We start from the raw sequence: 24259 nt of genomic DNA on the forward strand, positions 1-24259 counted from the left end.
GGTGACAGCCCCTGTTTTTTTGGTCAGCCCAGCGGGCCGCCTTCGATGGTTTCGCACATTCCGGCCAGCACTCGCTCACCGGTTTCGTTTTTCAATGACTGATACCACTCCGCCGTGACCGCCGGGTCGCGCGCATGGGTCACGTCACAGCGTTTGCGCGCCTTCAGCACCAGATCTTTTACCCGCTCAACCCGTCGCGCCTGATAGCGCAACAGGGCATCTTCTATACCCAGCGAATGAGAGGCCAGCGTCGCGGCCAGCACGACGGCATCTTCCATCGCCGCACAGCCACCCTGACCAATATCGGGCGTGGTGCTGTGGGCCGCATCACCAAGCAGCGCTACTCGCCCTTTGACAAAGCGGCTGAACGGTTCAATGTCGTGGATCTCAACCCGGTTAGTGGTGTCGGGATGAATTGCCGCAATCAGTTGCTGCACCGGATCCGCCCAGCCCTGGAAGTAGCCGGTCAGGTCCGCTTTCACCGTGCTGCGATCCTGCGGCAGTCCCTTCGGTAGCGGCACATCAAAGAAGAAGTAGAATCGATTGCCGCTGACCGGCATCAGTGAAACACGCTTACCGTCACCAACAAAGGTGGTCCACTGATCGGCGGGCGCAATACGTTCGTCTATGGTGACCAGGCCATTCCAGTTAACGTAACCGGCATAACGTCGTTCCAGCTTCTGCTCCAGCACATAGTCGCGGACGACGGAATGGGTGCCATCGGCGGCAATCAGAAAATCGCCGTGCGCCTGACTGTTGTCAGAGAAAGTGGCGATGACGCCATTTTCAGTCTGTTCGACCTGGATCACCCGCTTGCCAAACTGCACCCGTTCTCGTCCGAAGGTATCAATCAGCATCGCCTGCAGTTCTGCTCGTGCCACCGGACAGGGATATTCGCCCACCTGCTGCACCAGCGGAGCCATGCTGAAGCGGGTCAGGGGCGCACCGGTTGCGCCGTCGTGATAGGCCATATAGGCCATATTGCCGCCCAGCTTACGTAGCGCGGTTTTCATTCCCAGCGCATTCAGGCATTTAACGCCATTGGGCCAGATAGAAATCGCCGCGCCGACGGGTTTCATCGCCTGAACGGCCTCAAACACCTCAACGTCGATCCCGGCTTTCTCCAGCGCAATCGCGCTGCTCATTCCGCCAATACCGCCACCAATTACGATTGCTTTCATAATGCTCTCCTGTCTGCATGGAGAGATTCCTGCAACTTTTGTACCAGAGAGGTGGCTACGCTGGGGTTTGCTACAAAATTAAATTAAAACATGGATTTACTTTCATTCTTGCGGTGTGCGGCAGGCAACCTCTTTCTGATGTGATGCACTTAAATGTGGCAACTCAGGGAGCCAGAAGAGTGCAGATGTGATCAGGCTGCATCTTTTGTTTCATCATTTGTTTTATGGTCGCTATCAGGTTTCCGGGACATTCATCAGTCAGTGAGAGTCAACATCCCGTTATCCCGCGCCGTAAATTACTTTAAAAGTTGTAAACTAAATAACTACCTCGCTTTGATAACATTACTAACAAATAATTAAACATACACATAATAAATGGCGCAGGTATTGCCCATGAAATCCTTGCCTTATTCAATAGACAGTTGGGCTGAAACAATTAAACACACCTGTTAATAAAAAATGCAGATTCATAAACAGACACAGTTATGACTGTTTTATCACCGGGCGCAATCATTAGCAAAACTGTGCAAGCCACAGCAGAATGGGCTTTTAGGAAATTGCTCAAACGTATCCGCCGCGATCGCGTGATATAGATCACTCTGGACATAAAGGACTCTGGAAGACGATCATGAAAATTGGAATCACGAATAACCAGTATCCGGAGCAACGTAATATCTTAGTTAATCCGGATAACGACTATATAAATCTGAAAAAGAGCAATCTGTTCTATTTTATTAATCCGTTACGTACCCGATTGCTTAAAAAGAATAAAACCTTTGTCTTTCAGCCTGTGCCTTTTTCCGGGGCATCGCGGGCTGACATCCTTCATCTGTTCAACGAAGTCGCCATCACTCAGCAGAAGTGGGTCGCCTCGTTTGAAACCGAGCTGCCGCGCGTGTTGCCGGTAGCGGGTGTTGCCAAGCAGGATAACCCTGAGCTGCAACGGCTTATTCCTTATCTGTTAAAAGATAACTGTCTGGGGCTGATTGCCATCTCAGACGCTACGCTGAACATTCAGATGAAACTGTTCAAACCGGATGTTGCGCAGCAAATCCGCCGTAAAACCCTGGTGCTGCATCCGCCGCAAAAGCTGTTCGTTCAGCAAAAAACGCCGCGTCAGCCCGGTATTCTGAAGCTGATCTTTGCCGGTAATGAGTTCTACCGTAAAGGCGGGGCGGAAGTGGTGCTGGCAATCAGTGAGCTGATTGAAGAGCACCGGCTGGACGAGTCGCAGCTGGATCTGCAGCTGATTGGCGATCTCACCAAACGTCGTAATGTTGCTCACCGTCAATTCCAGGATGATGATGCTTTTTGTCGCGACATTGAGAACCGCATCAAGCGCTATCGCTGCATTACGCATCATTCACAGATGGAAAACAGTGCGCTGATGCAGCTGTTCCGTCAGAGCGATGCCGGTTTATTACCGACCTGGCAGGAGACTTACGGTTTCTCCGTGCTGGAGATGCAGGCCAACGGCTGTCCGGTCATCACCAGCAACGTGCGTGCGCTGCCGGAAATCAATCCTGCCAATGCGGGCTGGGTCATTGCGAGTCCGCTGAACCCCGATCGCGAATACAGCATCACCTCGGCAGAGCAAAAATCGCAGTTGCGCCGGTCGCTGGTGGACGGGCTGAAATCGACGCTGCTCGCCATCATTGAACGTCCTGAAATATTGCAGGAGAAAGGGGACGCGGCCATTCTGCGTATCAAAGAGCAGCATGACACCCAGCGTTATATCGCCCGGCTCAATGATATCTACAGTCGTGGCGTGATGAATGTCACTCAACACCCTCCTGGGGTCTCAATTTGATGAGATTTCTCTGACGGCGCGCGCCAGACTGGCCATACTTAGTGCTGCGTACCTCAGGAGAAATGTTATGAAAATTATCCTCGCTCTGCTGCTGTCCGGATTACTGGGCAGCAGCGCCTTCGCTCAGCCTGCACCGATTTTTCCGGCCCGCGCGCCGCTGGTGCAGTTGACGCCCGTCGCTGACCGCTGCGATCTCTCCACCTGTCAGACCAATTGCTACGTAGAGCAATCCCATTGCAACACCCGGGATAGCGGTGCCTGTAGCTCAAAGGCTCAGATGTGCGTACAGGCCTGTTCCAGCCAGTGTAAATAATTCGATTCAGTGAAGAACGCTTAGTTAACAATGAAAAAGTCCTTTTTTTACCTTGCTTTATTTTCTCTCTCTGCCAGCTGTGTTGCCGCCGATCTCTCCTCACAGCAGGTCACTTCTCTGGTTAAAGCCGTGATCGAACCGCTGATGGAGCAGCAGGCGATCCCCGGTATGTCGGTGGCGGTGCTTTACAAGGGCCGGGCGCAGTTTGTGAACCTCGGCGTGGCCGATCTTGAGTCACGCCGCCGGGTTACGGAAAACACGCTGTTTGAACTGGGGTCGGTGAGTAAAACCTTTACCGGCACCCTGGCCGGAATCATGATCCGCAACGGCGAAATCCGTCTTAACGATCCGGTACAGAAAGTCTGGCCGCAGCTGACGGGTGAGCAGTGGCGTCCGGTGCGGATGCTGCATCTGGCGACCTATACCGCGGGCGGCCTGCCTCTACAGCTGCCCGATGAGGTGACCGATCAGGCTTCGCTGCTCCGCTTCTATCAGAACTGGCAGCCAGAGGCAGCACCCGGTTTGCAGCGCCAGTACTCTAACGCCAGTATCGGTCTGTTTGGCTCGCTGATGGTGAAGGGCGATTATGAGCAGGCGATGGAGCGACATGTGTTTCAGCCGCTGCGCCTGACGCGCACTTACATTACCGTGCCGCCGTCGATGATGCTGAACTACGCCTGGGGCTATAAAAACGGTCAGCCGGTTCGGGTTTCCCCCGGCATGCTGGATGCCGAAGCCTATGGCGTCAAATCCACCGCGCGTGACATGCTGACCTTTATGCAGGCCAACGTCGATCCCAACCGGTTGTCGGCGGGCAATGCCGTATTGCGCAATGCCATCCGCACCGCGCAGTCGCGCTATTTTAACGTCGGGAGTCTTTACCAGGGGCTGGGCTGGGAGATCTACGACTGGCCCGTCGATGCTGAGACGCTGCTCAAAGACAACGATAATGGCGTGGCGCTGAAACCGCGTCCGGCGACCCTGATCAATCCGGTCGGACCGTCGCAGAGCGCCAGCTGGGTGCATAAAACCGGCTCTACTAATGGATTTGGTGCCTATATCGCTTTTATTCCTGAGCAGAACAGCGGCATCGTGCTACTTGCCAACAAAAATTACCCCAATCCGCTTCGCATCCGCGTAGCGTGGCAGATTCTGCAGGCGCTCCGGCAGGGTACGGCTGAATAATACGCCTCACGCCTGCTCAGCCCGAGCAGGCTGGCACCCTCTGTTCATTTGCGCTAAAATGAAAATCAAATGAACAGGAGGGCTGCTATGTCCATCGCCATCTACACACCCGCTCAGCATCAGCACAACCGTTCGCTCCTGCACGCCCTGAACCTGCCGGAAACGCTGCCTGATGCACACCAGCGTATCGCAACAGGATTCAGCAGCGGCGTGCTGAAACGCACCGCGTCATTGTCCACCTTTGATGAGGGCTGGCTGTGCCGTCTGGCGGGCATCGATCGCACCACTTATAACCGTAAAGTCAAAGATCCGCAGCAGACCTTTTCGCCCGATCAGAGCGGACGGATCTATATGTTGATCCGCGTTCTTTCTGCCGCCAGCACCCTGTTTCGAGACGACAGAGAGCGGCTGGTGCAGTGGCTTGAAACGCCCGCCAAAGCGCTGGGCGGTAAAAAACCAGCCGAAATGACCACCACGGTGGTGGGTGCTGAAGCGGTGATTAACCTGATTGGTCAGCTTGAGCATGGCGTGATCACCTGATGGCGGTGCCTTTCTTTCGCCTGGTGAAGCGTGAGTATGCGATGACCGCCTTTGATGGGTTCGGTGCCCGTACTTATGGCGGGCGCTGGAATTCTGTGGGAACGATCTGTGTCTATATGGGATCGAGCCGGGCGCTCTGTGTGCTGGAGGCGCTGGTGCACCTCACCATTCAGGATCTGGCGCATGACTACACAATGCTGGCGATTAACGTACCGGAATCGCTGATCACCGAGCTTTCTCTGGCGGCGTTACCCGCTGACTGGCAGGCCGATCCTGCACCATCTTCTACCCGACAAATTGGTGATGACTGGCTCGCCAGCCCGGACAACGGCCTGGTGCTCAAGGTGCCGAGCACGCTGACGGGTGAATGGAACGCGCTATTCAATCCCCGTCATCCGGCGGCAGCGGGCATCATCAGTAAAGTGGTGGCAGAACCGTTTTTCTTCGACCCGCGCTTCCGGCTGCAACAGGACGCCGGTTCCCTGACCTCCCTGTAACATGAGTGATGCATCATGCTGACGACTGCGATTCCGATAACGCCTGCGCCGCACAGATCAATGCCAGATGGCTCAGCCCCTGCGGCATATTGCCTCGCCAGCTCTGACTGCGGACATCATACATCTCATTGAAGATATCGACGTTACCGTGGCCGTTCAGCGTATCAAGAATCTCCTGCATCGCCTGTTCCGCCTGGCCGGTCTCGCCCATCTCTGCCCATGCTTCTACCAGCCAGAAGGCGCAGGCGAGAAAGGTACTCTCTTCCTCTCTGACGCCGCTGTAGCGATAGAGCATGGCGCTGCCGTCGCCCAGCGCCTGCTGGATTGCGCGGTAGGTCGAAAGCATCCGCTGCGGATTAACCGCGTTGCCGTAGCCGTGAACCAGCGCCAGCGATGCGTCGAGGCGATCGTCACTGCCGGCGTAAAAGAGATAAGCCTGCTGTTGCTCTGACCAGCAGTGCGACTCAATCCAGTCGCGAATGCGGTCACGTTCCCGCTGCCAGCGTCCCAGCCAGGTCGGTTCGATATGCTGGCTTTCGGCCAGCGCGACCGCCCGGTCCAGCGCCATCCAGCAGGCCATCTTGGAGTGGGTGTAATGTTGCAGCTCCGGCAGTTCCCAGATGCCGCAATCTTTCTGCCGCCAGTGATCGGCGCAGCAGTTTGCCAGCTCACCCAGCATGCGCGAGGTGGTGATATCCAGTACGTGTCCCGCTTCAATAAAGTGCTGTGCGGTGACCAGCATGTCGCCATACATGCTGAGCTGCAGCTGGTCGCGGGCGTTGTTGCCAACCCGCACCGGCTGAGAGTTTTTATAGCCGCTCAGCGGCGGATAACGCTCGGCGGGCACCTCATCGCCATTCAGGGCATAGCAGGCCCGCAGTCTGACACCGTGACGCATAATGGTCTGCGACAGCCAGGAAAAGGCCGCCTTACAATCTTCCAGCGCCCCGATATAGACGAACGCTTTAATAATCAGGCAGGCGTCGCGCACCCAGGCGTAGCGGTAATCATAATTTTTCTCGCCGCCGATACCTTCCGGTAAGGAGGTGGTCGCGGCAGCGGCCAGCGCACCGGTCGGAGAGTACCAGAGAAACTTCAGCGACAGGGCAGAGCGCTTTACCAGTGCCGGATAGCTGCCAGCGTAACGCAGGCTCTCCACCCAGCTGGTCCAGCCGGTGTGACTGGTTTCGATCCGCTGATCGATAGCCTCCAGTGGCGGCACCGCCAGCGGCTCTTTTTCGGTCACCAGCAGCGCGCAGAGCGATCGGGAACCGGCCGTTGTGCGCAGCGTGGCGCAGACCTGCTCATCATCCAGCTCGGTTATCTGAATATCTTCGCTGGTGCGAAACATAGCCATGATCTCCGCGATGTGAAATACCTTGCCTTTCTCATTGTCAGCCACCCAGGGCGAACGGGTTTCAGCGGCAGTGCCGAAACGCAGGGTGATCGCTAATTCCACCTCCCCGCTGACGCCCTCAATGCGACGCGCCAGTTCACACCACGGCAGACGGCCCGCCAGCGTGCTGTTGATTGATTCCGTCAACAGTACGCTGCCGCTGTCCGTTTCGAAACGGGTTTCCAGCACATTGCTGTTGTCACGGTAGCGGCGCGAAACCTGATAGGGCGTGCGCGGCACGATCTGAAAGTAGCCACCGAGTCCGGCATCAAGCAGGCGATCAAACAGCGGTTTCGCATCGAGATTAGGCGCGCACCACCAGTCAATAGCCCCATCCGGCGCGATCAACGCCACCGAGCGGCCTTCACCAATGGCGGCATAATCACCCAGACCCGCAAAGCCATCTTCTCTGACCGGCGAATGAATGATCGGGTTTTGCATGGTCTGCTTCCTTATTTCACTGTAACGAGAATTCTTCTGTGGGCAAAAACGGGACAAAAAAATGGCCGCGTTATGCGGCCATCAGAGACAATTTACAGCGTGCCGGTGCCGCCATCAGAGCACCAGACCTGACCGGAGGAGTAGCTGCTCTCGGTTGAGGCCAGGGTAACGTAGAGTGGGGCGATCTCAACCGGCTGACCGGGACGGCCCATCGGTGAATCGGCACCAAACTGCTTCACTTTTTCCATCGGCTGTCCGCCGCTGGATTGCAGTGGCGTCCAGTATGGGCCTGGCGCGACTGCGTTGACGCGAATACCGTCGCCACCCAGCTGCTTAGCCAGCGATTTGGTGAAGGCAACGATACACGCTTTGGTCTGCGCATAGTCGAGCAGAATATCGCTGGGTTTAAAGGCCTGTACTGATGAAGTATTAATAATCGACGCACCGCGTGGCAGATATTCCAGCGCCGCTTTGGTGATCCAAAACATCGCATAAACGTTGGTTTTAAACGTTGCGTCAAAATCTTCCGTACTCAGAGTACGAATGGACTCATTAAATTGCTGACGACCGGCGTTATTCACCAGAATATCCAGACCGCCTAATTTATCAGCGGCGTCTTTCACCAGCTGCTGACAGAATTCTTCAGAACGAATGTCGCCGGGAATAGCGAAAACTTTACGGCCTTCCGCTTCGATTAATTTAATCACTTCATCGGCATCGGGCTGCTCTTCCGGCAGGTAGTTAATCACCACGTCTGCGCCTTCACGGGCATAAGCGATGGCTACAGCGCGGCCAATTCCGGAGTCACCGCCGGTAATCAGCGCCTTACGGCCGGTCAGTCGGCCAGTACCGCGGTAGCTGGTTTCACCGTGGTCGGGAACCGGGATCATCTTGCTGGCCAGGCCTGGCGCCTGTTGTGGCTGGTCCTCAAACGGAGGCTTAGGAAATTGATCCAGATCGAGCGTCTTGTTAGTTGGTGTAGCCATTGTATGCTCCTTGAACAGAGTTATCTGAGACATTAAGCCTGGCACAAATGTGATATTTGTCACATCTGACTGCTGATTCATTGAGCAGATAAAACCAGAAGAACTTAATAATGCAGATAAAGCGTAGTCAGGAAATCGATATTGTGTGCGGCACTGTCCGATTATTTTCAAAGGGGGCAGGAAATAAGTAAAGCGAAGCGTAAAACCGACTGGGGATTATTTCAGCAGGTGAAATGTTCCGGCTGAAAATAAACAAAGGGCAGTTAACCGCCCCGTACTGAACCCCGCCAGACCACATCGACCGGATATATTCTCCGCTCCTGCTGTTGTTCATTTTTGGGTGTTAGCGTTTCCGGTTGCGCTTCTTTCTCCACCAGCCAGGCAATCGCATCGCGGGCAAACTGCTCCACTGGCTGCGCAAAGGTGGTGAGGTTATACGAGGACCAGCCCGACTGCGGGATATTGTCATGCCCCATGATGCAGAGATCCTCCGGAATACGCAGTGCAAAGCGGTAACGCGCCTCATCCATAAAACCGCAGGCGAGCAGGTCGGTAGCACAGTAAACCGCATCCGGGCGAATGTTACGCGTCAGCAGACGCTGGGCCAGAATCTGGCCGCTTTCATAGGAGGTGGTGCCGAACCGCTCCACCTGAACTGTGATACCCGCTTTTTGCGCCGACGCCAGAAAATCGGCTTCGCGCTTCAGCAGACTCGGCGTGCCTGCCAGCGAATTGACAAAGGCGATGCGATTGCAGCCTGCCCGAACAAAGGCGTTAACCGCCATTTCGGCGGCAGGGCGGGAGTCGGGATTAATATTGAGCGTGCCGGGCAGGGATTCGTCGCGGTTAATCAGCACCAGATGCTGACCGTGCTTGTAGCAGAGCCGGGTAATGCCGCTGTCCGGCATACCGGAAAGAATGATTGAGGCGTCGGCACGGAAATTAATCGCCTGTTGCAGTGCGTCGGAAACCCGCGCATCCGAGCGGTCGGTGTTGATCAGCATCGCCACTTTTCCCGCTTCCTGCAAATACTGGGTCATCCAGCGCACCAGGCTGGCACGGTAGGGCGTATCCACTTCGGAGGCGATTAAGCAGACAATGCCGCTGCGGTTGCGTACGAGACCGCGAGCCAGATGATTGACGTGATAGCCCAGCTCTTCAGCCGCTTTCATCACCCGCTGACGGGTGGACTCCGACACGCTGGCACCTTGCGTAAAGGTGCGGGAGACCGCTGACCGGGAGACGCCTGCCCGGTCAGCGACATCCTGCGCACTCACTACTGCTTTAAGCTGCTGCATCTTTTTCCTCGCCCCTCTGTTGCCTGTACTGAGTCTGCCTGAAATTGCAAGGGTGTGCAAAGGGCGCCTGCCTGCCAGATGTTTCAAATTTGTGACAGACCCTGACAATTGCATAACAACTCAATTGACAGGGTCGCCGGGTCGCCGTACTACTTTGCTTACATCTTTGCACACATGTGCAAAAGCTGGCGCACATGCGTCATCCAGCCCCAGGAGAACACCATGCGTTATCCCTCTCTGCTCGCTGCTGTCATCATCTGCCCTCTGGTGCCGTTTGCTGCCTCGGCGGCGGGCCTTAATATGATCTGCTCTGCTGATGTGGTGGTGTGTGAACAGATGACCACGCTGTTCAGCCAGAGTCATCCCGACATCAAACTCAGCATGGTGCGGCTCTCTGCCGGTGAAGCTTATGCCCGTATCCGCAGTGAAGCGCGCAATCCCCGTACCGATATCTGGTGGGCGGGCACCGGTGACCCGCATATGCAGGCCGCCGAAGAGGGCTTAACCCAGGCCTACAAATCTCCTCTGCTCGATGAGCAGCAGCCGTGGTCACAGAAAGTCGCGGAGATCTCCGGGTATCGCACCGTGGGCGTCTATGCCGGTGCGCTGGGCTGGGGCTACAACACGAAACTGCTGGCGGTGAAAAAGCTGAAGGTCCCGGCCTGCTGGGCGGATTTACTCGACCCTGGCTTTAAAGGGGAAATTCAGATCGCCAATCCTAACTCCTCCGGCACGGCCTATAACACTCTGGCGACGCTGGTGCAGATCATGGGTGAAGACAAGGCCTTTGACTACCTGAAGAAGCTCAATGCCAATATCTCTCAGTACACCAAGTCCGGCTCTGCACCGGTTAAGGCCGCCGCGCGCGGTGAAACCACCGTCGGCATTGTCTTTATGCATGATGCCGTGGCGATGGAGGTGGATGGCTTCCCGATTAAGCCCGTCGCGCCCTGCGAAGGCACCGGCTATGAAATTGGTTCAATGTCGATCATTAAAGGTGCGCGCAATCTGGCTAATGCTAAAAGCTGGTACGACTGGGCGCTCAGCGCGGAGGCTCAGTCGCACATGAAAGAGGCGAAGTCGTTCCAGTTGCCTTCTAACCGCAAGGCGGAGATCTCTCAATACGCGCCGCGCTTCGAGAATATCAAACTGATCGATTATGACTTCAAAACCTATGGTGACTCGGCAAAACGCAAGGCGTTGCTGGGTCGCTGGGATAAAGAGATTGGTGCCAGCGCGCAATAACGGTGGTGTGCGCCCGGCCTTCTGAGCCGGGTCTGTGCCAGACCGCGGTGGCGTAAGCCTGATGTCCGCTTCCTGATGGAGGTGATTTATGAATGCGCACAATCGTCGCTTAACCGGCACGCTGCTGGCGGGGGCCATCGCGCTGACGCTGCTGCCCTGGTATAGCCTGGAGCAGGGCTTTTTTACGGGAGACTGGCTGTCTAGCCTGTGGGCCGATGAGAACAACACACCGGCGCTGGGGCAGCTCGCGTTACGCAGCTGGCTGGGGATCGCCGTCGCGCTATGGCTGCTCTCTGCGGCCAGCGTCTTTCTGCCGCCAGGCCGCTTCCGCAGCACGCTGCTGCTGCTGTTCAGCGTGGCGGGCATTCTGTTTCTGGTGCTGGAAGGGCATGCCATTGGGTTTAGTGGCTGGAACTGGCTGTGGCTGGAGAACCTCTTCGGGCCGCTGGCGCAGGGGCAACCGGCGATGGGTGCGGGCGCACTGCTGCTGCTGACCGTCTTTCTGCTCATCTTCGCCTTTGCCCTGGCGGAGCGCGGCGTGCTGAAAGGCGATGCCTTTGTGGTGGCGTCAATTGTGCTGCTGGTGGCGCTGGTTACGACCTTTGTGCTCTATCCGGTGCTGAGCCTGTTTGTTGCCTCGGTGCAGGATAGTGACGGCAGCTTTAAACCGGACGGGCTGATTGCCAATGTGCAGGATCCCGCCATCTGGAGCCTCGGCTGTTTCACCGGCGGCTCCTGCGGCACGGCCTGGCGCACGCTGGGACTGGCGCTGATGACCGCCAGTGGTTCTACGCTGCTGGGCCTGGCGTTTGCGCTGGCGGCCACGCGTACGGGGCTGCCCTATAAAAAAGCGCTGCGGATGCTGACCATATTGCCCATTATCACGCCGCCATTTGTTATCGGTCTGGCACTGATCCTGCTGTTTGGCCGCTCCGGCGTGGTGACAGCATCGCTGGCGACGCTGTTCGGTATCGAGCCGGGCCGCTGGCTCTATGGGCTGACCGGCATCTGGATTGCCCAGGTGCTGTCGTTTACTCCCATTGCGTTCCTGGTGCTGATGGGCGTAGTTGAGGGGGTCAGTCCGTCACTGGAAGAGGCGTCGCAGACCCTGCGCGCCAGCCGCTGGCGCACGTTCTCCCGCATCTCGTTGCCGCTGATGGCGCCAGGTCTGGCCAACGCGTTCTTAATCAGCTTTATCGAAAGCATGGCCGATTTCGGCAACCCGATGGTGCTGGGCGGCAGTCACGGCGTGCTCTCGACAGAGATCTTCTTCTCCGTGGTCGGCGCTCAGAACGACCCAAGCCGCGCGGCGGTGCTGGCGATGATCCTGCTGGGTTTTACCCTTGCCGCTTTTCTGGTGCAGCGCGTCTGGCTCTCCGGCAAAAGCTTCGCCACCGTAACCGGCAAAGGCGACGGCGGCCGTCATGTGATGCTGCCGCGTCCGGTGCGCTACAGCGTCTATGGCATGGTGATCCCGTGGGGACTCTTCACCCTGGTGATCTATGGCATGATCATGATTGGCGGCTTTGTGCAGTCCTGGGGGCTGAATAATAACCTGACGCTGGATCACTATATCCGCGCCTTCAGTGTCAGCGTGAATCAGGGGCAGCTGGTCTGGAGCGGCGTCGCCTGGAATTCCTTCTGGACCACGCTGGAAATCGCCCTGATTGCCGCACCGCTCACCGCCATTGTGGGGCTGCTGACTGCCTGGCTGATCGTGCGACAGAAGTTTGCCGGCCGTCAGACCTTTGAATTCATGCTGATGCTGAGTTTTGCCATTCCCGGCACGGTGATAGGTGTGAGCTATGTGATGGCCTATAACCTGCCGCCGCTGGAGATCACCGGCACCGCGATGATCCTGATCGCCTGCTTTGTCTTCCGTAATATGCCGGTCGGCGTGCGGGGCGGGATGGCGGCGATGAGCCAGCTGGATAAGAGTCTGGATGAAGCCTCACTGACGCTGGGCGCCAACAGTTTCCGCACGCTGCGCAAAGTGGTACTGCCGCTGCTCAAACCTGCGATCAGCGCCGCGCTCGTCTACGCCTTTGTGCGGGCCATTACCTCGATCAGTGCGGTGATTTTTCTGGTCAGCGCCCAGTACAACATGGCGACCTCTTATATTGTCGGGCTGGTGGAGAATGGCGAGTATGGCGTCGCGATTGCCTACTCCTCGGTACTGATTGTGGTGATGCTGCTGATCATTGGTCTTTTCCAGCTGCTGGTGGGCGAACGTCGCCTGCGCCGTGCAACCCAACCGGCGGTAATTGTTGCCTCACCCTCTGCATCTACTCTGACTCAGGAGAGAGCCGTATGACGACCATTAACGCCGGATCGGTGGTGTTTGAACATGTCGCGAAGCGATTTGCTGGTTTTACTGCAGTGCCGGATCTGTCGCTTACCGTAGAGCCGGGCACGCTGGTAACGCTGCTCGGGCCATCCGGCTGCGGTAAAACGACCACGCTGCGGCTGCTGGCCGGGCTGGAGCATCCTACCTCGGGGCGGATTCTGATTGGCGGCAAAGAGGTGACCCATCTGCCCGCTAATGAGCGCGACGTGGCGATGGTGTTTCAGTCCTACGCGCTGTTTCCGCATATGAACGCCATCGACAACATTCTTTACGGTCTGCTCTCTTCTGGCATGAACAAACGCGAGGCGCAGGACAGGGCGCGCGAGGGGCTGAAGCTGGTGGGGCTGGAGAGTCAGGGACAGCGGCTGCCATCCGAACTGTCCGGCGGACAGCAGCAGCGTATTGCAGTGGCCCGTGCGCTGGTGCTGGAACCGCAGGTGCTGCTGCTTGATGAGCCGCTGTCGAACCTCGATGAGCGTCTGCGCCGTCGGGTGCGCACCGATATCCGCGATCTGCAGCAGCGGCTCGGGTTTACCGCCGTCTACGTGACCCATGACCAGGAGGAGGCGCTGGCGGTCTCCGATAAGATTATTGTCATGAAAGAGGGAGATATTGCTCAGCAGGGCGCGCCGGAGACGCTTTACCATTCGCCCAATTCAGTCTTTATCGCGGATTTTATGGGTGAAGCCAATATTCTGCCCTGTGAAGTAGAACAGGCGGATGCAGATGACGCGCTGGTGCGGCTGGGTAATCAGCGCTTCCGGGTGCGGGGTGCCGGCGCTAAACCCGGCACTGCTCAGCTGGCGGTGCGGCCACAGTTTATTACGCTGTCCGGCGACGGTCAGGGTGCGTTGCAGGGTGAAGTGATCCACAGCACCTGGCTGGGCGATCATATCGAATATGAAGTCGCTACCGAGCTTGGCGCGCTGTTCATTATCGACCCGCAGATGGAACAGCGTCTGCCGCTCGCCGCCACGGTTGGCGTCAACTTTAAGCCGCAGGGTTTAGCCCTGATAGCCCGTTAATCTGATTAACCCGAGGAGTTCGCATGGAATCGCAGGAAATAATGGCGCGACTGGCGTTAGCGGAAGCCGTTGCCCGCGAAGGGGGCGCTACCGCGTTATCCTGGTTTAACCGCCGCGAGACGCTGGTAGTGGAGACGAAGTACGATTTGCAGGATGTGGTGTCGATTGCCGACCGGGAAGTGGAGCAGTTGATCGCCAGCCATATACGGGATGCGTTTCCCGATGATGGCTTCCTGGGCGAGGAGACGGGTCTGCAGGCGGGAACCTCTCACTATACCTGGGTGGTGGATCCGATCGATGGCACCAGCCCGTTTCTCAATGGGATGCCGAGCTGGTGTGTTTCTGTTGCGGTGCTGCGTGGCGATGTACCGGTCATCGGGGTGATTTTCGCACCCACCTATGAGGAGTGCTACGTAGCGGCACTGGGGCAGGGCGCGACGCTTAACGGGCGTCGTCTGCAGGTCGATGCCACACGCACGCTGCAAAACCACGTTACCGGCTTTGGTGCTAACAGCTATGTCAGTCCGCAACAGGTGGGCGAGATTGTGGCGGCGCTGTTGTCGGCGGGCGGTAACTTTATCCGCATCGGCTCCGGCGCGCTGATGCTGGCCTGGGTCGCGGCTGGTCGGGTCGTGGGTTACTACGAACCTTATATGCACGCCTGGGATTGCCTGGCGGGTTACTGCCTGGTGAAAGAGGCGGGCGGCTGGTGCCACCCGTTCAATACCGAAGGCGACCGCATCACTAAAGGGGCCCAGGTGCTTGCTGTGGCACCCGGCGCCGAAGCGGACCTCCGCCGCATTGCTGATTTGTAGGTCAGTGACCCTGTCACGCTGACTGTACTCAGGTCAGCGTGATGCCGCAGGGCTTAGCGTTTTCGTCAGATAGTGGCGCTGCATGCCGTCCTGCGGAAAATCGGGCAGGGACATCTGCTGCTGATAACCCTGTTTCTGATAAAACGGCAGCGCCTGAAAACTAAATGTATCCACCAGCGCAAAGAGACAGCCCAGTTTAACCGCCTCCTGCTCTGCCGCTTCCATCAGCGCACGCCCCAGACCACTGTCACGCAGTGTTTCGTCCACCCAGAGATAATCAATACAGAGCCAGTTTCCTTTGCGCGAGGCGATCAATCCGCCGCGTAACACACCTTCTGCATCTTTGTGAGAAACCGACAGCGGCCCCCAGTTCTCCCGACTGATAAATTGCCGGTTGTAAGCCCCTAATCCTGCCAGTAGCGCTTCCCGATCGTCGTCGTTTTGCTGATGGGTAAGGATAAATGTGCTCATCCTGTTCCTCTCTTATCCATGCGTTGTCTTTATCCCTCAAAAAGGATAAATTCAATATTATCCTCTAAAAGGTATAATCTGTATATTATCCTCTTAAGGGTATAAAGTGCGCTTTATACCCTATCGGGGATAAACCCTCTGCGCTATGCTTACAGCCTGTGATTCTTTAGGAGTTACCCCATGATATACAGCCCGCTACAGCTGGCAAACCGGCTAAAGCTTATCCGCCAGCGCAACGGCTGGACCCAGAGTGAACTGGCGAAAAAGGTTGGCCTGAAACAGGCTACCATCTCTCACTTTGAAAATGCGCCTGACACTACCTCGCTGGCCACGCTGTTTAAGCTTTTACAGGCGCTGGAAGTGAGTCTGGACGTAGTGGAAAAAGAGGAGGCCAGTGCGCCTCAATTGCATGATGAGGATGCGTGGTAATGCAAAGGCTGATTGCGTGGATGAACGGTGAGCGGGTAGGCGTGCTCACCCGGCAGCGGAATGGCGCTCATGAGTTTCAGTATGACACCGGCTGGCTGAGTAACCCGCTATCCAGGCCACTGTCACTTTCTCTGCCGCTGCAGGTTAAGGCAATCACCTCACACGCCGTGATTAACTTCTTCGATAACCTGCTGCCAGATAGCCCGCTGATTCGTGACAGAATCGTGGCGCGTTACCAGATTAAATCCCGTCAGCCGTTTGACCTGTTGCAGGAAGTGGGACGTGACAGCGTCGGGGCGACTATGCTGTTGCCGCCCGATATGCCGCTGCCCGCGCTGCAGGCTCGCTATGAGGTGCTGGATGAAGCCCGGCTTGAGAGTGTGCTGTCAGCCTATCAGTCAGATATCCCGCTGGGGATGTTGCGTGAAGAGACTGACTTCCGCATTTCGGTGGCGGGCGCACAGGAGAAAACGGCGCTGCTGCTGACCGAAGAGGGCTGGAGCATTCCTGCCGGTGCCACGCCTACCTCGCACATCATTAAGCTGCCGATCGGTGAGATTAAACAGCCAGCCGCGACGCTGGATATGCGTGAAAGCGTAGAGAATGAGTATCTCTGTCTGGCGCTGGCCCGCGCACTGGGTATTGATGTGCCGCAGGCGACGATTATCCGGGCCGGTAAGATGCGCGCCCTGGCCGTTGAGCGCTTTGATCGCCGCTGGTCGCGCGACCGAACCCGGCTGATTCGTCTGCCACAGGAGGATTTCTGTCAGGCGCTGGGGCTACCATCCTCGACCAAATATGCGTCGGACGGCGGGCCGGGCATTGCAGAAATAATGCAGATACTGATGGGATCGAGCAACGCCATTGAAGATCGCTATCGCTTTATGATGTTCCAGGTGTTTCAGTGGCTGATTGGTGCTACCGATGGTCACGCAAAAAACTTCTCGCTGTTTATTGAGCGCGGCGGCAGTTATCGACTGACACCCTTTTATGATGTGATCTCCGCTTATCCGGTGCTGGGCGGTACCGGCCTGAACAGGCGTGCACTAAAGCTGGCGATGGGGCTGCGTGCCACTAAGGGGAAGAAGACAGAAATCGACAAAATCTTTCCGCGCCATTTTATCGCCACGGCAAAAAGCGTCAGTTTTGATCGTGACAGTTTGCAGCAGATCTTCGACTTCTTCGTCCGTGAGTTTCCCAAAGCGGTGGTCTCAGTGCGCGAGGCCTTACCGGCCGATTATCCACAGCACATCGCCGACGCCATTTTCAGTCATTCACTGATTATGCTGGAGCGGCTGCGGCACAAAGAGTGATGGCGCTATAAGCTGGCACTATCCTGAAAAACCTCGCCTCCTGTGTATGGCTAAAAGCCTGTCGGCTATGCTTATCTGACAGGCTTAACAGGAGAGTCATGGTATGAAGTGTCCGGGATGTGAAGGAGAGGCGTTTGTGTACGCCACGCGCGACGTCAGTCTTAATACGGGTAATCCCGAGGACGTTGTGCCGGATGTAAAGGGCGATCACTGCATCCGCTGTGGCGCGGTGATTATGAATGCCGGAACGTCGGAGTTATATCCCGAAAAGGCTGAAGCGCTGGAGAATGCCGGCGTGCCTGTTAAATGAGACAAAGAGCCCGCCTAGTGCGGGCTTCCTTGTCTCTGTGACAGGTGAATGTCCCTCTTTTGATAACACGCAACGAGTAAGTTGTGTGATGGTGGCACCGTACAGGAGAAACCTCTTTACCCTGGGAACGGGAATCACAATCACATCAATCTGGCCACTGGAGTGCGTTATGGATGCCAATCGCTATGCCCTGAAAACAATTCCGTCACCGCCGGTCTTTCCCGGTGCTGCCAGCCCTGTGATATCTGATGAAACACTGCATCGCCGTCTGGTCGCCATTATTGAGCGGATGCAGCAGCAGCAGATTGCGCAACTGATTATCTATGCCGACAAAGAGCACGGCAGCAATTTTGAATATCTGGCGGGATTCATTCCGCGTTTTGAGGAGGCGCTGCTGGTGGTGAATCAGCAGGGCGAGCTTACCTATATCATGGGTAATGAGAACCTCAAGCTGGTGCCTTTTGCCCGCAATCCGGGACGCTGTCTGCATGCGCCGATCTTTTCGTTGCCCAATCAGCCGATGCATGGGGAGCAGCCATTGGATCAGCTGTTAACAGAGGCAGGCATTAAGGCGGATGAACGCACCGGGCTGGTGGGCTGGAAGCTGTTTACCGGCAGGCAGCAGGCGCTTTTTGATCTGCCGCAGTTCGTCTACGCTGCAGCGGCTCAGGCGGCGGGTGGCGATGTGCATCTGGTTAACGCCACCGGATTGTTTATCTCGCCAGACCTCGGTGCGCGTTGCGTTAACTGCGCCGATGAAGTCGCCTTTTATGAGGCTGGCGCCAATCTTGCGTCAACCGCGATGCTGGCTGCGCTGGATAGCGTAGCGCCGGGTGTGACAGAGAAGGCGTCAGGCGCACGGCTGAATGCAGAAGGGCAGCCAAACAGTGTCGTCACGATTGCCGCGACCGGCGATCGTTTCGCCCAGGCCCGGCTCTATCCGTCAGACAAACAGATTTCAACTGGCGACAAACTCTCACTGACGGTCGGCTATAAAGGCGGCCTGACCAGCCGCTCTGCGTATGTCGTCAGTGAGGCTTCTGAGTTACAGTGTCACGTTTCTGACTGGTTAGACCGGCTGGCGATCCCCTATTATCATGCTGTGGTCAGCTGGCTGGAGCAGTTGCGAATCGGAATTACCGGCGGCGAACTCTATACGCATATCGAAACGGTACTGCCCAAAGCGCAATATGGCTGGCATCTCAATCCAGGACATCTGGTGGCTGACGAAGAGTGGTTAAGCTCGCCCATCTATCCCGATTCAGCAGTGACCCTGAAGAGCGGTATGCTGTTGCAGATTGATATTATCCCATCGGTGCCGGGTTATGGCGGCTGCAGTATTGAAGATACGGTCGGACTGGCTGACGCCGCATTGCGTGACGAGCTGGCGAGCCGTTTTCCGGCGGTGTGGCAGCGTATGACCCGGCGCAGAGCCTACCTGACCGAGGTACTGAAAATCCGGTTGTCCGGGGAGGTGATTTTGCTCTCGAACACGGTAGGCTATCTGCGCCCTTTCTTACTGGATAAGCATCGTGCGCTGGTGCGCCGGTAGAGAATGCACCGGCCTCCTCAGGCCGGTAATAATTTGTAAAATTTAACTGAGAGTAAAACCCAAACGCATCTGTCAGGATACGCGCCTCAGAAAGTTCCTGGTTGCTCTCATTCGATGAAATGGTTTACCAAAAACGCGGTTTTGTTTGCCTGCAAAACCTCCCTTGCCGCGTTTATCGCACTCTCTGTGGCGCTGTTACTCAACTTTGAAAAACCGGCCTGGGCACTAACCACCGTGTTTGTCACCTCACAACTCTATGCCGCCTCGACCGTCTCGAAATCGCTGTTTCGTCTGATGGGCACGCTGCTCGGCGGCATCTTTATTCTGCTAATCTATCCCGAAACCGTGCAGTCGCCGGTGCTGTTCAGCCTCAGTGTGTCGCTATGGGTGACGGTCTGCCTGTATCTTTCTCTGCATGACCGCACGCCGAAGAGCTATATCTTTATGCTGGCGGGTTACAGCGCGGCGATTATGGGCTTTCCCGATGTGGATACGCCATCTGCGATTATCAGTACCGTGATTTCACGTATTGAGGAGATCACGCTGGGGATCCTCTGCAGCACGCTGGTTCACCGGCTGGTGTTCCCGGTGTCGATGCACCATCTGCTGGGGCAGAGCGTCAATCTCTGGTTTCAGAACGCGCGCAAATTATGCGATGAATTGATTAGCGGGATGGCAAAGAACAAATCGCTGGAGCGGGAAGATATCCTGATCCAGATGGCGGGTTATCCACTGAGTGTTGAAACGCTGCTGACCCACTGTGTTTATGAGGGCGAAGCGGCGCGTAATGTCATTCGTCTGGTCAGCGTGCAGTATCAGCATCTGACCTATCTGCTGCCAACCCTGACCGCGATTGAGGCACGGCTGGGTGTGCTGGCCGAACTGAATATCCGTTTCCCGCAGTGCGTTACCGATGTATTTCAGGCGTTTCTGCTGTGGCTGCATCATGACCGCATTAATGATATCGCCGGACTGCGTGAGGCGATTGCTGCCAGTCAGGCCACCCTGGAAAATCAATGGCGGGCAGGGCAGCTTGCCACCGAAGAGAGTCTGCTGCTGATCGGCCTGCTGGAGCGGATGGCTAACTTTGTCCGTATTGCCGATGCCTTTGAGAACGTCAGTGCGCGCGCCGGGGATCTCTATAGCCATGGAGATGGGGCGGCGATCCGCAATATCCGCGAACACCGTCATATCGACAAGGGGCTGCTGAGACTCTCTGCGCTGACCGCTTTTCTGGCAACCTTTCTCTCCAGCCTGTTCTGGATTGGCAGCGGCTGGGCCGATGGCGCGAATGCACCTTTAATGGCGGCCATCATCAGCTCATTTTTTGCCGGCGTTGATTCCCCGGTAACGCCTATGAAACTGTTCGTGAAAGGGGTAATGATTGCCCTGGTGGTCAGTCTGTTCTATATCGCCTTTCTGATCCCGCAGGCTAACACGTTGCAGGCGCTGATGATCTGTCTGCTGCCGGGTCTGATGCTGCTGAGTCTGGTCATTGCTAACCCGGCGACCAATATGGTGGGGCTGAGTGTTGCCATTCAGATCCCTGGCTTTATCGGCCTGAGCCATCACTATGTCCCGAACCTGATCGTCACGCTTAATGCGGCCATCTCATCAATGGTGGGGATTATGTTTGCGGTGGTGCTGACGGCGTTGATCCGTAACAAACGACCGTCATGGATTGCCAGAAGAGCGGTGCAGCGCGGACTTCGCGATCTGTTAGGGTTTATCAAAATGGTGGAGCGCAATTCGGCCACGCTGCTGTCTCGCCAGCAATTTATTGCGCGGATGCTCGACAGGGTGAACGTGATTCTGCCGCGCAAACGGCTCGATCCGGTACCGGATATCGTGGTGGGGGGGTATCTGATTACCGAAACCTGGCTGGGTGCTAACTGCTATGATTATTATGCGCGCTATCGTGAGGTGCTTGAAAGCCATCGGATTGATAGCGGACAGATGTTTCACGAAATGGCGCTCTATCTGAAGCGCAAGATGAAGAGGCTACAGCTTGCGCCGCATCAGGATCTGCTGGATGAGCTGGACCTGTTACTGCTGCGGCTAGAGCCGATTGCCCGACAGGAGAGTGGTGCAGTTGCACCGCTAATCCATCTGTTTAATATTCGGGTATCACTATTTCCACATCAGCGCTGGCCAGATTAACCCGGTGTAACAGGGCTGGCTGGTGGGGCTAAGAGAGTGCTTGCCAGGACCAGAGCGGATGATCTGATTTTAGTTACATCATACATTAGATCTTAGTTGAATTATGAATCAGGCAGCGTGCCCGTATAAATTGTCTGGCAGAAAAATAAGGTCAGCAAAGCGGAAAGGTTGGTTGGTAGAAATGGCCAGCAATGGCCTGAGCGTGAAGCGCAGGCATTATACCGCTTTTAATTCAGTCTGTTGCATTCGATTCTCTGGCCAGACACGCCTGGTTGATACCAGTCATAAACGCGTCCTGCTGCGCCAGAAGCCTGCAATAAGAGCAGGGCGCGTGCATCTCACTGCAGGAAAGCAGGGTTGATGCAGGAAAAGTTCAGCGGCTTTCCTGCGGCTGGAGTTGATAAATCCACGCACTGTATTGCCGATTATCCTCGGCAGAAACGCAAACCTCGACGCGATCGTAACCATCTTCAAACGCATCCAGCATCGGCCAGTGGGCATCCAGCTGGTCGGAGAGAAACAGATAACCCGGCACGTCGGGGCCATGCTCATCCAGAACGATGCCCGGAAAATCAGCCGCTGCGCCCCAGCCTTGCTGATAGAAGGTACCGTTAACCGAACCGGCCAGCCATTCTCCGCCAATATTTTCCAGGATATGGGCATTCTCGCGGCCCGGACAGAGAGTGCCATAGACAAATAAGCGTTTCATTTTTTCTCGTTGTTGAAACAGTGGAAGCCAGCAACTCTAGCGCGGCTAAAATGGATTGTCTTGCGGAACCGCCTCATGAGCCTCTCAAAACGCCATGCACAGGTAAATTCTGCCTACTGCCAGCCCCATCAGATGCGCAGAATTCATGTAGCGACGCCCAGGACTGCCGCAAAAGGTCGGTTTTATGTGCACTCTGCCTGTTGGCAGATGGCACTCCCGTCCGGTTACTTCAAGATTGTCGTGTAATTAACCGGAATCCCCTGGTCATTGATCACCGCATAACTCACTGACTCACCGGGTTTCGGCGGAGTGTGACTGTCAATATAAGCATCAGATTGTGGGGCAAGAGTGAGATTTTTTATTGATTGCTGACCTTCAGAATAGACATTCAAGCTCATGAACCAGGGAGTAGGATTCGTTATGGCGATTTTATTTCCCTTTACCGCGAAACGGAGCTTTTCCGGATCGGTGGTCAGCGGGGCGTTTAGTCCCTCAGGCCGGATAAAGATTTTTAGCCGGATTCGTAGCGGTAACACCACTTTACGTTCAGCCGCGTTAAGCTCTTTTTTCAGCGCAGGGATCTGATAAATATTTAACCAGTAGAGGCTCTCTTTGTCCGCGGGCAGCCCCTGACGTGAAGTAAGTAACAGACGCAACGATCGCATTTCTTCCGGATACATTTTTACCACCGGCGGTATGACTATGACGGGTGTGATGCTGGCATCGGGTGAGAGAGTCAGGTCACCGTCATCCGTCCAGATTTGCAAATACGTTTCGTTTTCGCCGCTGTTGACGACGTTAACAGACTGGCTCAGATCCGATTGATTGAAAACGATCCGGGTTTTATCCACATTGACCACCGCCCAGACGCTGAATGAGAGCAGGAAGCCAGATAGCACGACGACGTTACTGAAAACTGACCACAACCTGTAACTGCGCATTGACTGTTCCTGCTGTAATAGTTTGCCCGCTGAGCGCTTCAAGAGAGGCGGTGAAATCACCACTGTAAATATCAGCGCCTCCTGAGGAGATTTGCGACGTTAAATCTTTATAGGCATACCAGCCACGGCTGTTGCCCGCGCCCGTCACCGTTCTGTCAGGCAGTAAATTGAGCGCCATATTATGACTGTCATAAATTTTTATACCGACACCGGAGGCGGCAGCGCTGCTACCATAGTGGGTATCCAGCAGCCAGGTTAACCCGCCGCCAGCTGTAGTCAGCCCCAGATTTCTTGCCTGCGTCACCGCATTTGACTGGTTAACGAGAAAGCCCATAGCGACATTTGCTGACGTGATCGTCGATGTAGTGGTGCCGGAGATGGCACCGGACTCGCACTGGATAGTGATAGTAAAAGGAGCCTGACTTTTCCCGCCCGCGGCAAGGGTATTCACGCTTACGGTAGGCAGCACCACCACCGAAGGATAATCCTGGACTTCGCATAGCGCGCCACGGACATAGGTGACATTTGAGAAGGTGCTCCAGGCGGCGGGCCAGTTACGATAAAAACCATACCAGTAAGAGAGACTATCCTGGCCCACTTTCAGATTATTGGTATCCAGCCCGGGTCCTTTAAAAGCAATATATCCGCGAGGTTGTGTCCAGTTGTCCACATAGCGATTGCTGTTGCTGGCGTAATAGCGCGTAGAGTCTATTTTGAACATTTCATACAGCACATTGCTGAAAGCACTGGCCGGAATATAAATATAGGTGCCATCAGAATACCAGTCACTGGCCGTCAGCTGTCGGGCTTTCCAGTAGCGACTGTAATATTCGCCGGTTGTCAGGTTAGTTAGCCTGACGGCAACATTTGCAGCGACATCATAATAGGCACCGTCCACTTCAGAAGTAATATATTGACCGGCATAGGGGCTGTCGCCATTGGTGGCATACATCTCATACAAACTGTCTGCATCTGCCACGGCGCAGCGGTAAAGAATCTGGTTAGCTGAGTAGGGAACATTGCTGGCCGAAGACAGAAAGCTGCCGACCGAGCTGGCCAGCAGTGTGCCGGATGGCTGGAAGGTCTTTCCGCTATTGATGCTGATTACAGATGGCAGGCCCACATTCCCTGAGCAGGTGTCGCAGGCGCCGGTCCAGTAGGCGGCGGTATAGCCTGCTGCAATCGCGCTTTGAGACAACGAGGATGTGGCGGTAACAACGCTGCAATTAGCCCAGGCGGGCACATTGAACAGCAATAAAAAGATATACAGGAAATAGTTTTCGATTCTCACACGT

Annotated in this window: 22 protein-coding genes; 14 read left to right on the forward strand and 8 right to left on the reverse strand. The window is 55.9% G+C overall.

Translation table 11 applies throughout. The annotated features are described in order from the left end of the window. Positions 1–23: 23 nt before the first annotated feature. Positions 24–1181, reverse strand: a complete 1158-nt coding sequence (gene hpxO / locus K6R05_RS09455; RefSeq protein WP_222924018.1) for an FAD-dependent urate hydroxylase HpxO — start codon at positions 1179–1181, stop codon at positions 24–26. Positions 1182–1809: 628 nt separating this feature from the next. On the opposite strand from hpxO, the gene K6R05_RS09460 reads away from it, so the two are divergent. The 5 genes from K6R05_RS09460 (at position 1810) to K6R05_RS09480 (ending at position 5526) form a co-directional block, all read left to right on the forward strand. Continuing rightward, entirely contained in the window at positions 1810–2991 is a 1182-nt protein-coding gene (locus K6R05_RS09460) for a glycosyltransferase family 4 protein (protein ID WP_222924019.1), read from the forward strand. A 67-nt stretch (positions 2992–3058) separates the two neighbouring features. Then, a complete protein-coding gene (locus K6R05_RS09465; RefSeq protein ID WP_161734815.1) occupies positions 3059–3304 on the forward strand; it encodes a hypothetical protein in 246 nt (81 codons plus the stop codon). Between the two features lie 30 nt (positions 3305–3334). Beyond that, complete coding sequence (gene ampC, locus K6R05_RS09470; RefSeq protein ID WP_222924020.1) at positions 3335–4489, forward strand: class C beta-lactamase; 1155 nt, start codon at positions 3335–3337, stop codon at positions 4487–4489. An 87-nt stretch (positions 4490–4576) separates the two neighbouring features. Beyond that, positions 4577–5029 (forward strand): Xre family toxin-antitoxin system antitoxin, encoded by a 453-nt coding sequence (locus K6R05_RS09475; protein WP_161734809.1) that lies wholly within the window; start codon positions 4577–4579, stop codon positions 5027–5029. Continuing rightward, complete coding sequence (locus tag K6R05_RS09480; protein ID WP_222924021.1) at positions 5029–5526, forward strand: RES family NAD+ phosphorylase; 498 nt, start codon at positions 5029–5031, stop codon at positions 5524–5526. Before K6R05_RS09475 ends, K6R05_RS09480 begins: the two co-directional genes overlap by 1 nt. A 13-nt stretch (positions 5527–5539) precedes the next feature. On the opposite strand, the gene K6R05_RS09485 is transcribed toward K6R05_RS09480, so the two are convergent. The 3 genes from K6R05_RS09485 to K6R05_RS09495 form a co-directional block, all read right to left on the reverse strand. Further along, positions 5540–7363, reverse strand: coding sequence for a glycoside hydrolase family 15 protein (locus K6R05_RS09485; protein ID WP_161734802.1), 1824 nt, complete (start codon positions 7361–7363; stop codon positions 5540–5542). 92 nt (positions 7364–7455) lie between these two features. Further along, positions 7456–8349 carry an SDR family oxidoreductase gene (locus K6R05_RS09490; protein ID WP_161734799.1) on the reverse strand — a complete coding sequence of 298 codons (894 nt, stop codon included), beginning with the start codon at positions 8347–8349 and terminating at the stop codon, positions 7456–7458. Between the two features lie 263 nt (positions 8350–8612). Further along, positions 8613–9647, reverse strand: coding sequence for a LacI family DNA-binding transcriptional regulator (locus tag K6R05_RS09495; RefSeq protein ID WP_222924022.1), 1035 nt, complete (start codon positions 9645–9647; stop codon positions 8613–8615). Between the two features lie 222 nt (positions 9648–9869). On the opposite strand from K6R05_RS09495, the gene K6R05_RS09500 reads away from it, so the two are divergent. The 4 genes from K6R05_RS09500 to K6R05_RS09515 all read left to right on the forward strand — a co-directional run bounded on the left by K6R05_RS09500 (position 9870) and on the right by K6R05_RS09515 (position 15079). Continuing rightward, entirely contained in the window at positions 9870–10892 is a 1023-nt protein-coding gene (locus K6R05_RS09500) for an ABC transporter substrate-binding protein (protein ID WP_222924023.1), read from the forward strand. 88 nt (positions 10893–10980) lie between these two features. Continuing rightward, positions 10981–13206 carry an ABC transporter permease gene (locus K6R05_RS09505; RefSeq protein ID WP_222924024.1) on the forward strand — a complete coding sequence of 742 codons (2226 nt, stop codon included), beginning with the start codon at positions 10981–10983 and terminating at the stop codon, positions 13204–13206. Further along, positions 13203–14264 carry an ABC transporter ATP-binding protein gene (locus K6R05_RS09510; protein ID WP_161734788.1) on the forward strand — a complete coding sequence of 354 codons (1062 nt, stop codon included), beginning with the start codon at positions 13203–13205 and terminating at the stop codon, positions 14262–14264. Before K6R05_RS09505 ends, K6R05_RS09510 begins: the two co-directional genes overlap by 4 nt. 23 nt (positions 14265–14287) lie before the next feature. After that, the gene (locus K6R05_RS09515; RefSeq protein WP_161734785.1) at positions 14288–15079 is read left to right on the forward strand and encodes an inositol monophosphatase family protein; all 792 of its coding nucleotides are present in this window, start codon (positions 14288–14290) and stop codon (positions 15077–15079) included. Positions 15080–15112: 33 nt separating this feature from the next. Here the strand turns inward: K6R05_RS09515 and K6R05_RS09520 are convergent, their stop codons facing one another. Further along, the gene (locus K6R05_RS09520; RefSeq protein WP_161734783.1) at positions 15113–15550 is read right to left on the reverse strand and encodes a GNAT family N-acetyltransferase; all 438 of its coding nucleotides are present in this window, start codon (positions 15548–15550) and stop codon (positions 15113–15115) included. 180 nt (positions 15551–15730) lie between these two features. Here K6R05_RS09520 and hipB point away from each other — a divergent pair, with 180 nt between their 5' ends. From hipB to K6R05_RS09545, 5 genes are all read left to right on the forward strand, one after another. Continuing rightward, complete coding sequence (hipB, locus tag K6R05_RS09525; protein WP_161734780.1) at positions 15731–15979, forward strand: type II toxin-antitoxin system antitoxin HipB; 249 nt, start codon at positions 15731–15733, stop codon at positions 15977–15979. After that, positions 15979–17292, forward strand: a complete 1314-nt coding sequence (locus K6R05_RS09530; RefSeq protein ID WP_161734778.1) for a type II toxin-antitoxin system HipA family toxin — start codon at positions 15979–15981, stop codon at positions 17290–17292. The genes hipB and K6R05_RS09530 overlap by 1 nt, the downstream gene beginning before the upstream one ends. Before the next feature lie 136 nt (positions 17293–17428). After that, on the forward strand, positions 17429–17602 hold the full coding sequence (locus K6R05_RS09535) for a type II toxin-antitoxin system MqsA family antitoxin (RefSeq protein ID WP_262390859.1): 174 nt from the start codon (positions 17429–17431) through the stop codon (positions 17600–17602). Between the two features lie 169 nt (positions 17603–17771). Continuing rightward, complete coding sequence (locus K6R05_RS09540; protein WP_222924025.1) at positions 17772–19154, forward strand: M24 family metallopeptidase; 1383 nt, start codon at positions 17772–17774, stop codon at positions 19152–19154. 114 nt (positions 19155–19268) lie between these two features. Beyond that, positions 19269–21314 (forward strand): FUSC family protein, encoded by a 2046-nt coding sequence (locus tag K6R05_RS09545; RefSeq protein WP_222924026.1) that lies wholly within the window; start codon positions 19269–19271, stop codon positions 21312–21314. A gap of 373 nt (positions 21315–21687) precedes the next feature. Here K6R05_RS09545 and K6R05_RS09550 read toward each other — a convergent pair whose 3' ends face one another. From K6R05_RS09550 to stbD, 3 genes are all read right to left on the reverse strand, one after another. Then, the gene (locus tag K6R05_RS09550; RefSeq protein WP_161734767.1) at positions 21688–22023 is read right to left on the reverse strand and encodes a gamma-glutamylcyclotransferase family protein; all 336 of its coding nucleotides are present in this window, start codon (positions 22021–22023) and stop codon (positions 21688–21690) included. Positions 22024–22247: 224 nt separating this feature from the next. Then, positions 22248–22964 (reverse strand): fimbrial assembly chaperone, encoded by a 717-nt coding sequence (locus K6R05_RS09555; RefSeq protein WP_161734764.1) that lies wholly within the window; start codon positions 22962–22964, stop codon positions 22248–22250. Then, positions 22930–24255, reverse strand: a complete 1326-nt coding sequence (gene stbD / locus K6R05_RS09560) for a fimbrial usher protein StbD (protein ID WP_222924027.1) — start codon at positions 24253–24255, stop codon at positions 22930–22932. The genes K6R05_RS09555 and stbD overlap by 35 nt, the downstream gene beginning before the upstream one ends. Positions 24256–24259 lie beyond the last annotated feature (4 nt).

Origin of the sequence: Pantoea alfalfae, from assembly GCF_019880205.1 — a bacterium.
In the GTDB taxonomy this organism is placed as follows: Bacteria; Pseudomonadota; Gammaproteobacteria; order Enterobacterales; family Enterobacteriaceae; genus Pantoea; species Pantoea alfalfae.

What these genes read in the sequence shown, in the direction of transcription:
- hpxO (WP_222924018.1), bottom strand. Translation starts at nt 1,181, where the DNA reads ATGAAAGCAATCGTAATTGGTGGCGGTATTGGCGGAATGAGCAGCGCG.
- K6R05_RS09460 (WP_222924019.1), top strand. Translation starts at nt 1,810, where the DNA reads ATGAAAATTGGAATCACGAATAACCAGTATCCGGAGCAACGTAATATC.
- K6R05_RS09465 (WP_161734815.1), top strand. Translation starts at nt 3,059, where the DNA reads ATGAAAATTATCCTCGCTCTGCTGCTGTCCGGATTACTGGGCAGCAGC.
- ampC (WP_222924020.1), top strand. Translation starts at nt 3,335, where the DNA reads ATGAAAAAGTCCTTTTTTTACCTTGCTTTATTTTCTCTCTCTGCCAGC.
- K6R05_RS09475 (WP_161734809.1), top strand. Translation starts at nt 4,577, where the DNA reads ATGTCCATCGCCATCTACACACCCGCTCAGCATCAGCACAACCGTTCG.
- K6R05_RS09480 (WP_222924021.1), top strand. Translation starts at nt 5,029, where the DNA reads ATGGCGGTGCCTTTCTTTCGCCTGGTGAAGCGTGAGTATGCGATGACC.
- K6R05_RS09485 (WP_161734802.1), bottom strand. Translation starts at nt 7,363, where the DNA reads ATGCAAAACCCGATCATTCATTCGCCGGTCAGAGAAGATGGCTTTGCG.
- K6R05_RS09490 (WP_161734799.1), bottom strand. Translation starts at nt 8,349, where the DNA reads ATGGCTACACCAACTAACAAGACGCTCGATCTGGATCAATTTCCTAAG.
- K6R05_RS09495 (WP_222924022.1), bottom strand. Translation starts at nt 9,647, where the DNA reads ATGCAGCAGCTTAAAGCAGTAGTGAGTGCGCAGGATGTCGCTGACCGG.
- K6R05_RS09500 (WP_222924023.1), top strand. Translation starts at nt 9,870, where the DNA reads ATGCGTTATCCCTCTCTGCTCGCTGCTGTCATCATCTGCCCTCTGGTG.
- K6R05_RS09505 (WP_222924024.1), top strand. Translation starts at nt 10,981, where the DNA reads ATGAATGCGCACAATCGTCGCTTAACCGGCACGCTGCTGGCGGGGGCC.
- K6R05_RS09510 (WP_161734788.1), top strand. Translation starts at nt 13,203, where the DNA reads ATGACGACCATTAACGCCGGATCGGTGGTGTTTGAACATGTCGCGAAG.
- K6R05_RS09515 (WP_161734785.1), top strand. Translation starts at nt 14,288, where the DNA reads ATGGAATCGCAGGAAATAATGGCGCGACTGGCGTTAGCGGAAGCCGTT.
- K6R05_RS09520 (WP_161734783.1), bottom strand. Translation starts at nt 15,550, where the DNA reads ATGAGCACATTTATCCTTACCCATCAGCAAAACGACGACGATCGGGAA.
- hipB (WP_161734780.1), top strand. Translation starts at nt 15,731, where the DNA reads ATGATATACAGCCCGCTACAGCTGGCAAACCGGCTAAAGCTTATCCGC.
- K6R05_RS09530 (WP_161734778.1), top strand. Translation starts at nt 15,979, where the DNA reads ATGCAAAGGCTGATTGCGTGGATGAACGGTGAGCGGGTAGGCGTGCTC.
- K6R05_RS09540 (WP_222924025.1), top strand. Translation starts at nt 17,772, where the DNA reads ATGGATGCCAATCGCTATGCCCTGAAAACAATTCCGTCACCGCCGGTC.
- K6R05_RS09545 (WP_222924026.1), top strand. Translation starts at nt 19,269, where the DNA reads ATGAAATGGTTTACCAAAAACGCGGTTTTGTTTGCCTGCAAAACCTCC.
- K6R05_RS09550 (WP_161734767.1), bottom strand. Translation starts at nt 22,023, where the DNA reads ATGAAACGCTTATTTGTCTATGGCACTCTCTGTCCGGGCCGCGAGAAT.
- K6R05_RS09555 (WP_161734764.1), bottom strand. Translation starts at nt 22,964, where the DNA reads ATGCGCAGTTACAGGTTGTGGTCAGTTTTCAGTAACGTCGTCGTGCTA.